The following is a 14,151-nucleotide window of genomic DNA, read 5'->3' as shown; positions in this document are numbered from 1 at the left end:
GAGTGACCCGTCCCGGGTCACTCCGCGAACGCCTCGCACACCGCGTCGTACTCCCTCGTCCACCACACCACCAGTGCCGAGGCCGCGGGAAACTGCGGATCGGCGCGGGTGTCGCCACGCTCGTAGTGCCAGCGCAGCATCCAGAAGTCGTTGAGCCGCTCCCACCACACACGGTGCACGGCGGCCGCGAGTTCGGCCGGGCCGGCCCCCGAGGAACGCCGGTACGCGCGCGCGTAGGACCGTACGCGCGCCAGGTCCAGGGTGCCGACGGGCCGTACGAAGAAGATCACCGCCGCCCGGACCGCCTCCTCCGCGCGCGACTGCACCCCGAGCCGGTCCCAGTCGAGGATCGCGACGGGCACCTCGGGCACGTCGTCCCGGTAGAGCACGTTGAACGGGTGGAAGTCCCCGTGCACCCACCCCACCGAACCGCCCCGGGGCGGCCGCCGCCGCGCGTGCCGCTCCAGCAGCTCCCGGCGCTCCAGCAGCCGGTGCCGGGCGAGCGCGTCGAAGGCGTCGGCCGGCCGGTGCCGCCGTACCCGGTCGAGCAGGACCTCGATCAGGGCGAAGGTCGCGACGGGATCCGCGCTCTCGGACCCGAGGCTCTCCGCGGCCCTGGGAGACCGTGAAGCCTCCGTGCTCTCCGTGCCTGGCGCGGAGGGCGGCCTGTCCGGGCCGTGGCGGTGGGCCGGGGCCGGCCGCTCGCGGGCCGACGACGACGGCGACGACGGCGGTGGTGGCGACGACGGCGGTGGCGCGGGTGCCTCCGGCTGCCGCGCCGGCATCACCCGCTCCAAGGACGCGTGGACGACACCGAGCAGTGCCCCCAGGCGGCCGCACTGTCCGGGGGTGAGCTGGCCGCCGTGCCGGTGGCGTCCGTCGATCCAGGGGTGCAGGGCGTAGGCATGGCCGCCGACCACGGCGACCGTGTGGCCGTCGCGCCCGGCCAGCGGCGGGGCCACGGGCACGCCCAGGTCGGCGAGGTGCTGGGTGGCGCGGTGCTGGCGCACGATCGCGGCCGGGGCGGCGGTCTCGGGATCGAAGTGGTGTTTGAGGAAGTACCGGCCACGGGTGGTGGAGAGCCGGTAGCCGCGGTTGAGGAGCCCCTCACCGACGGGCTCGCAGGTGAGCGCGGATCCGGCGGCGTACCGCTCCAAGAGGGGGCCCAGCGGGAGCGTGTGGAGTACGGAGGGTGGTGCGGGTGAGCGCGGCACGCGCCAGATGTTAGGGCACGCGCCACTGCGCCGACCTCGCGCTTGTCACACACAGTCGTTACCGGTCACAGAGCGCTGAGAACCGAACTGTGGCTCGATGTGCAGGCGTCCGGGCCGCACGGATGGAGCAACTTCCGCAGCCGATCTCGACGCCCGCCTCCGGTGAAGTCTTCCCGTGGCCGGGGTGGCCGGGATAACGTGCCCGTGTTCCGGCCCCCTGCCAGGCTGTTAACCAGTGCTGTGACCAGCAGCTGTTCCCGACAGACGCGATCCTCTTGGACCTCCTAGTACCGAATTACTTGGAAATCCAAGGAAAATCGCAGGTCAATAGGGGTTTCACAGGAATGTGGAGCACTGGGTAACGTGCCTCGTGCAGGGCGCTCGCCGGGGCACCTGTCACGTCTGTTCCCGGCCAAGGGCACCCACCCCGTGCACGGGCACCGGGATCAGGCGAGCCGCACTGGTCACCCGGCAACCCCGGGGGCCGGACCGACGGAGGAGCACACGTGACCGTGGAGAGCACTGCCGCGCGCAAGCCGCGACGCAGCGCCGCAGGCAAGACCGGCACCACCGGCAGCAAGGCGGCCGGCACCACCGGCACCAGGCGCGCCGCCACTGCCAAGAAGCCGACCGACGCCCAGCCCGAACTCGTTCAGCTGCTGACGCCCGAGGGCAAGCGCGTCAGGAACGCCGAGTACGACCCCTTCGTCGCGGACATCACCGCCGACGAGCTGCGGGGCCTGTACCGCGACATGGTGCTGACCCGTCGCTTCGACGCCGAGGCCACCTCCCTGCAGCGCCAGGGCGAGCTGGGCCTGTGGGCCTCGCTCCTCGGCCAGGAGGCCGCCCAGATCGGCTCCGGCCGGGCCACCCGCGAGGACGACTACGTCTTCCCGACCTACCGCGAGCACGGCGTCGCCTGGTGCCGCGGTGTCGACCCGACCAACCTGCTGGGCATGTTCCGCGGCGTGAACAACGGCGGCTGGGACCCGAACAGCAACAACTTCCACCTCTACACGATCGTCATCGGCTCCCAGACGCTGCACGCGACCGGATATGCCATGGGCATCGCCAAGGACGGCGCCGACTCGGCGGTCGTCGCCTACTTCGGTGACGGCGCCTCCAGCCAGGGCGACGTCGCCGAGGCCTTCACCTTCTCCGCGGTCTACAACGCGCCGGTCGTGTTCTTCTGCCAGAACAACCAGTGGGCCATCTCGGAGCCCACCGAGAAGCAGACCCGCGTCCCGCTGTACCAGCGGGCCCAGGGCTTCGGCTTCCCCGGCGTCCGCGTCGACGGCAACGACGTGCTGGGCTGTCTCGCCGTCACCAAGTGGGCGCTGGAGCGCGCCCGCCGGGGCGAGGGCCCCACCCTGGTGGAGGCGTACACCTACCGCATGGGCGCCCACACCACCTCCGACGACCCCACCCGCTACCGCCACGACGACGAGCGTGTGGCCTGGGAGGCCAAGGACCCGATCGCGCGCCTGCGCACGTATCTGGAGTCCGAAACCGACACGAACGAGGGATTCTTCGCGGAACTCGAAGCGGAGAGCGAGGCGTTGGGAAGGCGAGTGCGCGAAGTGGTGCGTGCCATGCCCGACCCGGACCACTTCGCCATCTTCGAGAACGCGTACGCGGACGGACACGCGCTCGTGGACGAGGAGCGCGCCCAGTTCGCCGCGTACCAGGCGTCGTTCGCCGATGTGGACGAAGAGGAGGGCAAGTAGCGATGAGCACGCAGACAGCCGCGCAGACGGCGGCGCAGACCGCCGGGCCATCCGCCGCGAAGAGCATGGCGATCGCCAAGGCGATCAACGAATCGCTGCGCAGAGCCCTCGAAGCCGACCCCAAGGTCCTCGTCATGGGCGAGGACGTCGGCAAGCTCGGCGGGGTGTTCCGGGTGACGGACGGCCTGCAGAAGGACTTCGGCGAGGACCGGGTGATCGACACCCCGCTCGCCGAGTCGGGCATCGTCGGCACCGCCATCGGCCTCGCCCTGCGCGGGTACCGCCCGGTGGTCGAGATCCAGTTCGACGGCTTCGTCTTCCCCGCGTACGACCAGATCGTCACCCAGCTCGCCAAGATGCACGCGCGCTCGCTGGGCAAGGTCAAGCTCCCCGTCGTCGTCCGTATCCCCTACGGCGGCGGCATCGGCGCGGTAGAGCACCACTCCGAGTCCCCGGAGGCGCTGTTCGCGCACGTGGCGGGCCTGAAGGTGGTCTCGCCGTCGAACGCGTCGGACGCCTACTGGATGATGCAGCAGGCCATCCAGAGCGACGACCCGGTGATCTTCTTCGAGCCCAAGCGGCGCTACTGGGACAAGGCCGAGGTCAACCCCGAGGCCATCCCCGGCCCGCTGCACAAGGCCCGGGTCGTCCGCGAGGGCACCGACCTCACGCTCGCCGCGTACGGCCCGATGGTGAAGCTCTGCCAGGAGGTCGCCGACGCGGCGGCCGAGGAGGGCCGCGCCCTGGAGATCCTGGACCTGCGGTCGGTGTCCCCGCTGGACTTCGACTCGATCCAGGCATCCGTGGAGCGGACCGGCCGGCTGATCGTGGTCCACGAGGCCCCGGTCTTCTTCGGCTCCGGCGCGGAGATCGCCGCCCGCATCACCGAGCGGTGCTTCTACCACCTGGAGGCCCCCGTCCTCCGCGTCGGCGGGTACCACGCCCCCTATCCGCCGGCCCGGCTGGAGGAGGAGTACCTGCCGAATCTGGACCGGGTGCTCGACGCCGTCGACCGCTCGCTGGCGTACTGAGGGAGAGGTCCGTGACGACGATGACAGACACGTCTCCGCGCGAGTTCAAGATGCCCGACGTGGGCGAGGGACTCACCGAGGCCGAGATCCTCAAGTGGTACGTCCAGCCCGGTGACACCGTCACCGACGGCCAGGTCGTCTGCGAGGTCGAGACGGCGAAGGCGGCCGTCGAACTGCCCATCCCGTACGACGGTGTCGTACGCGCCCTGCACTTCCCCGAGGGCACCACGGTCGACGTCGGCACGTCGATCATCGCGGTGGACGTGGCGGGCGGCGGGGCCCCCGCACCCGCCACCCCCGCGTCGGAAGCGGCCCCGGCCGAGGCCGCCGCGCCCGCCCGGCCCGCCGCGAAGCCCCAGCCGGCGGCCAGGAAGCCCGAGGGCCGCAAGCCGGTCCTCGTCGGCTACGGCGTCGCTGAGTCGTCCACCAAGCGCCGCCCCCGCAAGGGGACCCCGCCCGTGGCGGCGCCCGCCGAGAACACCCTGTACGCAGCCACCGCGATCCAGTCCGTCCAGGGCGAGCTGAACGGACACGGTCACACCGGCGGCGGGCCGCGCCCGCTGGCGAAGCCGCCGGTCCGCAAGCTGGCCAAGGACCTCGGGGTGGACCTGGCGACAATCACCCCGTCCGGCCCGGACGGCGTGATCACTCGCGAGGACGTCCACGCGGCCGTCGCCCCGCCGAAGGCTCCCGAGCCGGTGACTCAGGCACCCACGGCCCCGGCCGCTCCCGCCGCCTCCGTCGCGGCTCCGGCCCCGGTGGCGTCGTACGACGGCGCGCGCGAGACCCGGATCCCGGTGAAGGGGGTCCGGAAGGCGACGGCGGCGGCGATGGTCGGCTCGGCCTTCACCGCGCCGCACGTCACGGAGTTCGTGACGGTCGACGTGACGCGCACGATGAAGCTGGTCGAGGAACTGAAGCAGGACAAGGACCTGGCGGGTCTCCGGGTCAATCCGCTGCTGCTGATCGCCAAGGCGCTGCTCGTGGCCATCAGGCGCAACCCGGAGATCAACGCCTCCTGGGACGAGGCCGCCCAGGAGATCGTGGTCAAGCACTACGTGAACCTGGGGATCGCGGCGGCCACCCCGCGCGGTCTGATCGTCCCGAACATCAAGGACGCCCACGCCAAGACACTGCCCCAGCTGGCGGAGTCGCTGGGCGAACTGGTCTCGACGGCGAAGGAGGGCCGCACCAGCCCCGCCGCGATGCAGGGCGGCACGCTCACCATCACCAACGTCGGGGTCTTCGGCATCGACACCGGCACGCCGATCCTCAACCCCGGCGAGTCCGCGATCCTCGCGGTCGGCTCGATCAAGCCGCAGCCGTGGGTCCACAAGGGCAAGGTGAAGCCCCGTCAGGTCACCACCCTGGCGCTCTCCTTCGACCACCGCCTGGTCGACGGGGAGCTGGGGTCCAAGGTGCTGGCGGACGTGGCGGCGATTCTCGAGCAGCCGAAGAGGCTGATCACGTGGGCGTGAGGCCCTCGACCGAGTAGGCTGACAGCTAAGGGCCGGTCGCAAATTCCTCTTGCGACCGGCCCTTTTCCTCGCCTGCGCTCAGACGCCGTCAGCGCCGATGGAGCACATACACAGGCGCCCCGTCCTCCGCCGCGCCCATCGGATGGATGCAGGCGTGCTTGCGCAGCAGCCGGAGGCATTCGTTGACGCGGTGCACGGACAGCCCCGTACGCGCCGCGATCGCCTCCAGCGGCTGCCGCAGCTCACCCTTCTCGACCAGTACGGGGGCGATCACCACGGCCACCGTCCACACGTCCTCGGTCACGGACAGCCGCTCCCGCCAGTCGGCCAGGACGGTCTCCGTGGTGGGCTGTACCGAGAAGGCGGTGGCGTCCGGCACCGGCCGGTCGGTGACCAGGACGTCGAGCCGGTTCGCGATGCGTTCCATGGCCTGGGCGATGACGGTGAGGGTGGTGCGTTGGGTCTCGACCATCTCCTGCTGTGTCGCCGCGATCTGCTCCTGCAGGGCGAGTGCCCTGTGCTGGGTGGCGGCGAGCTGTTCGTCCAGCTGCAGGTTGCGCTCCTCCAGCCGGACGATGGCTTCGGCGACCTGTTCGGGCATGGCGTAGGCGATGGCCGCACCCGGCTCGGAGGGTTGTACCTCGGCCTCCTCCAGGGTGTAGGAACCCTCGCGCTGAACGGTCTCGATCACCTCGGCGACCCAGCGTTTGAAGGGGGCGCACTCCGGCTTGGTGCAGGCGCTGACGAGAAGGATCAGACCCTGGAGGTCGATGAGATTCAGGTCTCGTCGCCACTCTCTACCTGCGGGAATGCCGAGACCGTGACTTCCAGTCAGTGTCTCGAGAGACTCTCGGTGGTTCTCCGGGACGTGGTCGAGAAGAGCCTTGCGAGGCGTGGTGTAACCCAACTGCGTGCAGACGTCCACTGCCGGGAACCAGTGTGTCCCGTCCGGCATCGTCAGTCGGCGGACGCGGGCTCCGGTAGCGGCGTAGACGAAGTCGCCGATGTCGAGCGCATCCTCCTGCCGCATGTGAGGGTCAGGTTGGTGCTTGCTGGGTTCGATCATGTGAACCACCTCCGCTGCGGAACGTAAGGCGGAGGAAATCGAATATGCCAGCTGGGTTGGCCATGTTCACTATTGCGGGTCAAACAAGCCTGATCGGCTTGCGCGGGAAACGGGAAGGGGGCCACCGCGGTGAGCGGTGGCCCCCTTCCCGTGCGATGCCCGGGTCGCCTACAGGGTGGCGAACCCGTAGTCCATGAGCTTCTTCACGTCCGCCATGCGCGTGGTCTCGTTGGTGGAGGTGAGGACGGTGCCCATGACGGTCTTGCCGCTGCGGGTGGCCGCGAAGACGAGGCAGTACTTGGCCTCGGTGCCCGAACCGGTCTTGATACCGATCGTGCCCTTCCAGCCGAGCAGCAGGTTGGTGTTGTTCCATGCCGCCATGGTGCGGGTGCTGCCGGTCTTGGTGATCGTCTTCGCCGTGTACGACTTCGTCGCCACGATCTTCTTGAAGGTCGCGTTCTTCATGACGTCGCGCGCGAGTTTGGTGAGGTCACGCGGGGTCGAGGCGTTCGCGCCCCTGCTGATGCCGTCGAACGAGTCGAACTTGGTGTTCGTCATGCCGAGGTTCTTGGCCGTGGTGTTCATCTTGGCGATGAAGTTCTTGGTGCGGGCCGCGACCGTCGAGCCGGAACCGTACTTGTCGGCCAGCGCCATGGCGGCCTCGCAGCCCGACTTCAGCATCATCCCGTACAGCAACTGACGGACCGTGACCTTGTCGCCGACGATCAGATTGGCCGACGAAGCACCGTTCTTGACGATGTAGTCGCTGTACGCCCCCTTGATCGTCACCTTGGCGTCGAGGTTCAGGTTCGGCTGTGCCAGTACGACCTTGGCGGTCATGATCTTCGTGGTGGAGGCGGTGAGCCTCTTGGTGTCAGCGGCCTTGGTGAAGAGGGTCTTGCCGTTGGCACTGTTCATCACGAACCCGCCCTTGGCGGTGATCGTGGGCTTCGCGGGGGCGGCCTGTGCGGGCGCGGAGCCCACGACTCCTGTCGCGATCATCGCGCCGGTGGTCACGACGACTGCAGCGGCTCTGCGGACACGTACGCCCTTTATGGCGGTAATCAAGTCAAATACCCCGATTGCGTCAAATGTCTGTGGAGCGCGGCCACTTGGGCTCCGGGTTTCGGGCAAGCGGGGCCGCTTCTCGTGTGACAAGTGAGTAGCACAAAAGGTTGCGCTCCGGGTGGTGCGGAGGGCAATTCAGGCCCACCTCACACCCCTTCGGCAGCCTTAGGGCGGCTTTTCGTCCGGATCGTGGACGGCGACGGCGATGCGTACGTGTTGTATCTATGCTGTGGACATGGCTTCCGCCCCCGCTCCCTCCGCCGCCCGCACCCTCACCACCCCTGCGCCCGCCGTGAAGCAGCCCCCCGCCGCCGACCGCGTCTACACCCACGTCAAGCAGGGGGTCCTGGAGCGTCGTTACGAGGGCGGCACGCTGCTCACCGAGGGCGAGCTGGCCGAAGCGGTCGGCGTGTCCCGGACGCCGGTGCGGGAGGCGCTGCTGCGGCTGGAGGTCGAAGGGCTGATCAAGCTCTATCCGAAGAAGGGCGCCCTGGTGCTGCCCGTGTCCGCGCAGGAGATCGCGGACGTCGTCGAGACCCGGCAGCTGGTCGAGGAGCATGCGGTCCGCAAGGCGGTCCCCGCCTCGCCCCGCCTCCTCGCCCGGCTGGAGGAACTGCTGGACCAGCAGAAGGCCCAGGCCGCCGCCGGGGATCTGGCCGCGGCGGCCGTGACCGACCGCTGTTTCCACGCCGAGATCGTCCGCAGCGGGGGCAACGAGATCCTCTCCCGCCTCTACGACCAACTCCGCGACCGGCAGCTGCGGATGGGCGTCGCCGTGATGCACGCCCACCCCGACCGCATCACCAAGGCGCTCCACGAGCACGAGGAGATCCTCGGGGCGCTGCGCGCAGGTGACGCGGAGGCGGCCGTGGCGCTCGTGCACGGGCACGTCAACTGGTTCTCCAACCTGGCGCGGGGGGAGCTGCGTTGAGCCGCCCCGTCATGTCCTCGTCCGCCGGGTCCCTGCCCGGTGACCCGCCCGGCGGCCGCCGGGCCCTCGCCGTCTGGGGCGTGGGCGTCTCCGTCTACTTCGTGGCCGTCATCTTCCGTACGTCGCTGGGCGTGGCCGGCCTCGACGCCGCCGACCGCTTCCAGGTGGGCGCCTCCGCCCTGTCGACCTTCTCGATCCTGCAGCTCCTGGTCTACGCGGGCATGCAGATACCCGTCGGCCTGCTGGTCGACCGGCTCGGCACCAAGAAGGTGCTGACCCTGGGCGTCCTGCTGTTCACGGCCGGCCAGATCGGCTTCGCGCTGTCGCCGTCGTACGGCACGGCGCTGGCGTCGCGGGCCCTGCTGGGCTGCGGTGACGCGATGACGTTCATCAGCGTGCTGCGGCTGGGCAGCCGCTGGTTCCCGGCCCGGCGCGGACCGATGATCGCGCAGATGGCGGGCCTGGCCGGCATGGCGGGCAACCTGGTCTCGACGCTGCTGCTGGCCCGTCTGCTGCACGGGGTGGGCTGGACGGCGGCGTTCGCGGGCAGCTCGGTCGCCGGCCTCGTCGTCCTCGTCCTGACCCTGCTGTTCCTGAAGGACCACCCCGAGGGCCACGAGCCGGAGCCCTTCCCGCACCACGGGGCCGCGTACGTGCGGCGGCAGATCGCGGCGTCCTGGCGGGAGCCCGGCACCCGGCTCGGGATGTGGGTGCACTTCACCACCCAGTTCCCGGCGATGGTGTTCCTGCTGCTGTGGGGGCTGCCGTTCCTGGTCCAGGCGCAGGGCCTCAGCCGTGGCACCGCCGGTGAACTGCTCACCCTCGTCGTCCTGTCCAACATGGTCGTCGGACTGGTGTACGGCCAAGTCGTCGCCCGGCACCACACGGCGCGGCTGCCGCTGGCGCTCGGCACGGTCCTCGCGACGGCGGCGGTGTGGGCGGCCACGATCCTGTACCCCGGGGGCCATGCCCCGATGTGGCTCCTGGTCGTCCTCTGCGGGGTGCTCGGCGCCTGCGGACCTGCCTCGATGCTGGGCTTCGACTTCGCCCGCCCGGCGAACCCGCCGGAGCGTCAGGGCACCGCCTCCGGAATCACGAACATGGGTGGTTTCGTCGCCTCCATGACCACCCTCCTCGCGGTCGGCGTCCTGCTCGACCTGACCGGCGACGACTACCGCATCGCCTTCTCCGCCGTCTTCGTCCTCCAGGCCCTCGGCCTCGCGCAGATCCTCCGTCTGCGGGGCCGAGCGGCCCGCCGCGAGAGGGAACGCCTGGTGGCGAGCCGGGTGGAGACGGTGCACGTCCCGGTGTGAGGGCCGGGCGTCTCGCAGGCCCGGTGGCGCGCGGTGGCTAGACGGTCACCGCGAACGCGCGCAGGATCGCCGCGATCAGGTGGGGGTCGCCCTCGGCCTTGATGCGATCGGCGACGAGGTCGGCGGTGACACGGCCGCAGGCCAGCCGGACGTAGGTCTCCCAGTCGAGGGTGAGGGCGGCGGCGGGGCCCAGGGCCGGGGAGGTCTCCAGGGTGCCGCGGCCCTGCATGTCGACGCGGACGGTGCGGATGAACTCCACCGGGCCGTGCACGTCGAAGACGACCGCCGAACTGCGGGGCGCCTGCGCGTCCTCGGCGACGACCTTCGGCAGGACGGAGAGCAGCTCGTCCCGGACGACGTACGCGCCCGGCGAGTCCAGGTTCCCCGGCTGCCCCAGCGCGGCGCGCAGGTCCTGTTCGTGGACCCATACGTCGAACGCGCGGTTCCGCATGGCCTGTTCGAGGGTCACTTCCGTGCCGAGCGGGCCACGGACCTTGTGCCCCGGGTCCCGTGACTCGTTGCGCAGCTGACGGTTGCGCCGGATGATCGTGTACTCCAGCTCGGAGGTCATCTCCGGCGCGGTGTGGTGACGGCGGGCGTCGACCTGCATCTCCATGTACCGCTGGTGCTCGGTCCGGACGTGGTACAGGTCGCGCGGGAGGGTGTGGATGGGCCGCGGGTCGCCGAGCATCTCGCAGTCCAGGCCGATGACATGGGAGACCACGTCGCGCACCGACCAGGCGGGGCACGGCGTCCGCCGGTTCCACTCGCCCTCCACGAGCGGCGACACCAGCTCGGATATCGCGTCCACGGAGTGGGTCCAGGCGTCGGCGTAGGGCTGAAGAGTGGGATGCAGACTCACGGAAACGGGACCCCTCGGGCGGTCGGTACCTGTCAGTACGGTCGGTGCGTGATGGGTATGTGGGTGGCGGTTTCGGTGGGGGCGTCGGCGTTGACGGCGGTGAGTGGGCGTCGGCGGCTGTCGGTGGGTGTTCTGGAACGTTAAGTTACGCTGCTGCGAGGCACCCCGGCAGTGCTTTGGTGTGACGATCGTAGGCCGGTGTGGACGGCTCGAATGCCAGGACGGTGGTAGTGTGCGCGCCTCGCTCATCCAGATCGGTGTAGAAGAGGGTGAATCGACCGATTCGCGCAGGCGGCGCGTGGCCTCGCTGGTGCGGGAGCAGGCCGGTGCCGATCTGGTCGTCCTGCCGGAGCTGTGGACCACCGGCGCATTCGCGTTCGAATCCTTCACCACGGCGGCCGAACCGCTGGAGGGGCCGACGTACAAGGCGATGGCCGAGGCGGCGAGGGACGCGGGCGTATGGCTGCACGCGGGCTCGATCCCGGAACGTGACCCTGACGGGCCCCTCTACAACACCTCCCTGGTCTTCTCACCGTCCGGTGATCTCGCAGCCGCCTACCGCAAGATCCACCGCTTCGGCTTCGACCAGGGCGAGGCCGTGCTGATGGGCGCGGGCTCGGAGCTGGTGACGCTCCGCCTGGCCGGCACGACCGTCGGCCTCGCCACCTGCTACGACCTCCGCTTCCCCGAGCTGTTCCGCGGGCTCGTCGACGCGGGCGCCGAGACCTTCGTGCTGTCGGCGGGCTGGCCGGAGCGGCGGCGGGCGCACTGGACGCTGCTGGCGCGGGCGCGGGCCGTGGAGAACCAGGCGTACGTCCTCGCCTGCGGAACGGCCGGTACGCACGCGGGAGTCGCCCAGGCGGGCCACTCGATCGTGGTCGACCCCTGGGGCGAGGTGCTGGCGGAGGCGGGCCCCGGTGAGGAGGTCCTCACGGTGGAGTTCGACCCGGCGAGGGTGGCCGCCACCCGCGAACAGTTCCCGGCCCTGAAGGACAGGCTGCTGGGGCTGGAGCCGCCGCGCCGCTGAGCCCCGCCGGGAGCGGCCTGCCCCTGTGCCGGGCCGCGCTGCTCCCGTCGCCGGTCGTCAGTCGTCCCTTTCCCGCTCCGCCAGGTTGATCACGCACACCGTGACGGCGATGAGCAGCGCCGGGTCCGCGTCGTCGCGGACGACGTCGAGGCCGTAGGTCTCGCGGACCCGCAGCCACCTGCGGGAGATGTGCGCGAGGAGTTCGCCGTCGTACTCGACCACGAACTCACGGTCGAGGATCTTTCCGCTGACGTCGAGCTCGGTGCCGTCGGCGAGGGAGACCCGGTAGTGGTTGCGCAGGAGGGAGAGGCGTTTGCGGCGGACGGTGGCCAGGGGCTCGCCGTCGCGTTCGACGACCATCGTGTCGCGCAGGGCGAACATCTTGCGGCGGATGTCGATCAGGACCCGCCCCTGGGTGTCCTTCAGCTCGAAGGTGTCCCGCAGCCGCATGGCCTTGCCGTCGACGAGGAAGGCCTTCGTGCCGTGCTCGTCCTCGATCCAGTAGTCGTCACCGATGCCGAGGAGCCGGTCGCGTACGAGGAATCTCATGCCCTGAGGCGTTCCCCGCGACCGGCTCCGAAACATCGGCGGTAGGCCGAAGGTGGCTACCCGGTGACCTGGTGCTGCCCCGGTGCCCCGGTAGTCCGGTGACCCGCGTCCGGTGCCGTCGGCACCCGTGAGCTCAGTAGCCCTGGTACCCGCCCCGCTGCCGGTCCTCGTCGACCACCTGTGTCGTGGGCGGTACCACCACCCGCCGGCGCCTGGCGATGCTGCTGAAGGTGGCGACACCGATCAGCCCGACGATCATGAAGATGACGCCGACCAGGTCGAGGTTGACCCCCTGCATGTCCCAGTCGGTGGCGAACGTGAGGATGGCCCCCACGGCGATCAGGATGATGCACCCGCCCAGGCCCATGAGTGTTCCCTCCAGTGTCCGGTTGGGTCGGCCGGTCGTTCCGGTCGTTCGGTCCTACCGGTTGACATCGGGTACCCGGACAGGCCGCTCAGTAACAGCCGTTGGGGGACTGACCCGGGGTCAGCCCTCCAGGAAGGCCGCCAGCGCGTTCGCCAGGAGGTAGGGGTCCTTCGCGCCGCACAGCTCGCGGACGCTGTGCATCGAGAGGATGGCGACGCCGATGTCCACGGTGCGGATGCCGTGGCGGGCGGCCGTGATGGGGCCGATGGTGGTGCCGCAGGGCATGGAGTTGTTGGAGACGAAGGTCTGCAACGGCACGCCGGCCTTCTCGCAGGCGGCGGCGAAGACAGCGCGGCCCGAACCGTCCGTGGCGTAGCGGTTGTTGACGTTGACCTTCAGGATCGGGCCGGCGTCCGCGCGGGGGTGGTGCGTCGGGTCGTGGCGCTCCGCGTAGTTGGGGTGGACGGCGTGCCCGGTGTCGGAGGAGAGACAGACCGTGCCGGCGAAGGCGCGCGCCCGGTCCTCGTAGGAGCCGCCGCGGGCGAAGACCGAGCGCTCCAGCACCCCGCCGAGCAGCGGGCCGTCCGCGCCGGTGTCCGACTGGGAGCCGTTCTCCTCGTGGTCGAAGGCGGCGAGGACGGGGATGTACGGCAGGCCGTCGCCGGCGCCGGCGACCGACGCGAGGGCGGCCGTACCGGCGTGCACGGAGAGGAGGTTGTCCATCCGGGGGCCGGCGAGCAGGTCGTTGTCGCGGCCCAGGTACGCGGGGGGCTCTACGGAGTGGGTCATCAGGTCCCAGCCGGTCACCTCGCCGGCGGGGATGCCCGCCTCCTCCTCCAGGAAGGCGATCAGGTCGCCGTCGCGGACGTCGTCGCCGAGGCCCCAGACGGGCTGGAGGTGACGCTGCTTGTCGAGCTTCAGGCCGTCGGAGGTGACGTTGCGGTCGAGGTGGATGGCGAGCTGGGGGACGCGCAGGAGCGGTCTGTCGACGTTGACGAGGCGGGTGGTGCCGTCGCGCAGGGAGAGCCGGCCCGCGAGGCCGAGGTCGCGGTCGAGCCAGGAGTTGAGCAGCGGGCCGCCGTAGATCTCCACGGCGACCTGGCGCCAGCCGTGCGCACCGCTGTCGGGGCGGGGCTTGACCCGCAGATTGGGGGAGTCGGTGTGGGCGCCGATGATGCGGAACGGGGTGTGGGGGGCGGCGCCCTCCGGCACGTACCAGGCGATGATCGCGCCGCCGCGCAGCACGTACTTCCCGCCCAGCGAGCCGTCCCACGCGTCGGTCTCCGCGACCTGCCGGAAGCCTGCCTTCTCCAGCCGCTCCGCGGCGCTCGCCACCGCGTGGTACGGGGTCGGGCTGCTCGCCAGGAAGGTCATGAGGTCGTCGGTGTGGCCGCGGTCGAAGCGTGGGGGTGTGCGCATGGGGTTCACCTTAACGACGTACGAGGGCCCGCTCCCGTGGGATGGGAGCGGGCCCTCGTGGCGGGCGGGCGGAGGAGGGGGCGCCGGACGGACAGGCAG

General features: G+C 70.5%; 13 protein-coding genes. 6 read left to right on the top strand and 7 right to left on the bottom strand.

Going from position 1 to position 14,151, the window contains the following annotated elements:
- Positions 1–17: 17 nt before the first annotated feature.
- Positions 18–1,214, bottom strand: coding sequence for a phosphotransferase (locus ACFU5F_RS40450; protein ID WP_383898435.1), 1,197 nt, complete (start codon positions 1,212–1,214; stop codon positions 18–20).
- A 506-nt stretch (positions 1,215–1,720) separates the two neighbouring features.
- On the opposite strand from ACFU5F_RS40450, the gene pdhA reads away from it, so the two are divergent.
- The 3 genes from pdhA to ACFU5F_RS40435 are packed head-to-tail and all read left to right on the top strand — an operon-like array spanning position 1,721 to position 5,450.
- Complete coding sequence (gene pdhA / locus ACFU5F_RS40445; protein WP_383898433.1) at positions 1,721–2,941, top strand: pyruvate dehydrogenase (acetyl-transferring) E1 component subunit alpha; 1,221 nt, start codon at positions 1,721–1,723, stop codon at positions 2,939–2,941.
- 2 nt (positions 2,942–2,943) lie between these two features.
- Positions 2,944–3,972, top strand: a complete 1,029-nt coding sequence (locus ACFU5F_RS40440; protein ID WP_383898432.1) for an alpha-ketoacid dehydrogenase subunit beta — start codon at positions 2,944–2,946, stop codon at positions 3,970–3,972.
- Between the two features lie 11 nt (positions 3,973–3,983).
- Positions 3,984–5,450, top strand: coding sequence for a dihydrolipoamide acetyltransferase family protein (locus tag ACFU5F_RS40435; protein ID WP_383898430.1), 1,467 nt, complete (start codon positions 3,984–3,986; stop codon positions 5,448–5,450).
- Between the two features lie 88 nt (positions 5,451–5,538).
- Here the strand turns inward: ACFU5F_RS40435 and ACFU5F_RS40430 are convergent, their stop codons facing one another.
- Together ACFU5F_RS40430 and ACFU5F_RS40425 are read right to left on the bottom strand one after the other, a co-directional pair.
- Positions 5,539–6,516: a BRO family protein gene (locus ACFU5F_RS40430; RefSeq protein ID WP_383898428.1), complete on the bottom strand. Its 978-nt coding sequence runs from the start codon at positions 6,514–6,516 to the stop codon at positions 5,539–5,541.
- Positions 6,517–6,684: 168 nt separating this feature from the next.
- Positions 6,685–7,533, bottom strand: coding sequence for a D-alanyl-D-alanine carboxypeptidase family protein (locus ACFU5F_RS40425; RefSeq protein ID WP_383898438.1), 849 nt, complete (start codon positions 7,531–7,533; stop codon positions 6,685–6,687).
- 286 nt (positions 7,534–7,819) lie between these two features.
- On the opposite strand from ACFU5F_RS40425, the gene ACFU5F_RS40420 reads away from it, so the two are divergent.
- A complete protein-coding gene (locus ACFU5F_RS40420; RefSeq protein ID WP_383898426.1) occupies positions 7,820–8,515 on the top strand; it encodes a GntR family transcriptional regulator in 696 nt (231 codons plus the stop codon).
- A gap of 11 nt (positions 8,516–8,526) precedes the next feature.
- Positions 8,527–9,828, top strand: a complete 1,302-nt coding sequence (locus ACFU5F_RS40415) for a nitrate/nitrite transporter (RefSeq protein WP_383898436.1) — start codon at positions 8,527–8,529, stop codon at positions 9,826–9,828.
- 37 nt (positions 9,829–9,865) lie between these two features.
- On the opposite strand, the gene ACFU5F_RS40410 is transcribed toward ACFU5F_RS40415, so the two are convergent.
- The gene (locus ACFU5F_RS40410) at positions 9,866–10,690 is read right to left on the bottom strand and encodes a maleylpyruvate isomerase family mycothiol-dependent enzyme (RefSeq protein ID WP_383898424.1); all 825 of its coding nucleotides are present in this window, start codon (positions 10,688–10,690) and stop codon (positions 9,866–9,868) included.
- Between the two features lie 232 nt (positions 10,691–10,922).
- Here ACFU5F_RS40410 and ACFU5F_RS40405 point away from each other — a divergent pair, with 232 nt between their 5' ends.
- A complete protein-coding gene (locus ACFU5F_RS40405; protein WP_383898422.1) occupies positions 10,923–11,717 on the top strand; it encodes a carbon-nitrogen family hydrolase in 795 nt (264 codons plus the stop codon).
- Between the two features lie 57 nt (positions 11,718–11,774).
- Here the strand turns inward: ACFU5F_RS40405 and ACFU5F_RS40400 are convergent, their stop codons facing one another.
- From ACFU5F_RS40400 to ACFU5F_RS40390, 3 genes are all read right to left on the bottom strand, one after another.
- On the bottom strand, positions 11,775–12,266 hold the full coding sequence (locus ACFU5F_RS40400) for an LURP-one-related/scramblase family protein (RefSeq protein ID WP_383898421.1): 492 nt from the start codon (positions 12,264–12,266) through the stop codon (positions 11,775–11,777).
- Between the two features lie 133 nt (positions 12,267–12,399).
- Entirely contained in the window at positions 12,400–12,633 is a 234-nt protein-coding gene (locus tag ACFU5F_RS40395; protein ID WP_383898420.1) for a DUF6458 family protein, read from the bottom strand.
- A gap of 120 nt (positions 12,634–12,753) precedes the next feature.
- Positions 12,754–14,052 carry a M18 family aminopeptidase gene (locus tag ACFU5F_RS40390; RefSeq protein ID WP_383898419.1) on the bottom strand — a complete coding sequence of 433 codons (1,299 nt, stop codon included), beginning with the start codon at positions 14,050–14,052 and terminating at the stop codon, positions 12,754–12,756.
- Positions 14,053–14,151: the final 99 nt, after the last annotated feature.

The organism is Streptomyces sp. NPDC057438 (genome assembly GCF_042802995.1).
Classification (GTDB): domain Bacteria; phylum Actinomycetota; class Actinomycetes; order Streptomycetales; family Streptomycetaceae; genus Streptomyces.
Note: the sequence above shows the minus strand (reverse complement) of the source record. Positions and strands in the feature narration are given on the sequence as shown.

Excerpts from the sequence above, each read along its gene's own strand:
- ACFU5F_RS40390 (WP_383898419.1), bottom strand. The coding sequence starts at position 14,052 with ATGCGCACACCCCCACGCTTCGACCGCGGCCACACCGACGACCTCATG.
- ACFU5F_RS40395 (WP_383898420.1), bottom strand. The coding sequence starts at position 12,633 with ATGGGCCTGGGCGGGTGCATCATCCTGATCGCCGTGGGGGCCATCCTC.
- ACFU5F_RS40440 (WP_383898432.1), top strand. The coding sequence starts at position 2,944 with ATGAGCACGCAGACAGCCGCGCAGACGGCGGCGCAGACCGCCGGGCCA.
- ACFU5F_RS40415 (WP_383898436.1), top strand. The coding sequence starts at position 8,527 with ATGTCCTCGTCCGCCGGGTCCCTGCCCGGTGACCCGCCCGGCGGCCGC.
- ACFU5F_RS40420 (WP_383898426.1), top strand. The coding sequence starts at position 7,820 with ATGGCTTCCGCCCCCGCTCCCTCCGCCGCCCGCACCCTCACCACCCCT.
- ACFU5F_RS40400 (WP_383898421.1), bottom strand. The coding sequence starts at position 12,266 with ATGAGATTCCTCGTACGCGACCGGCTCCTCGGCATCGGTGACGACTAC.
- ACFU5F_RS40430 (WP_383898428.1), bottom strand. The coding sequence starts at position 6,516 with ATGATCGAACCCAGCAAGCACCAACCTGACCCTCACATGCGGCAGGAG.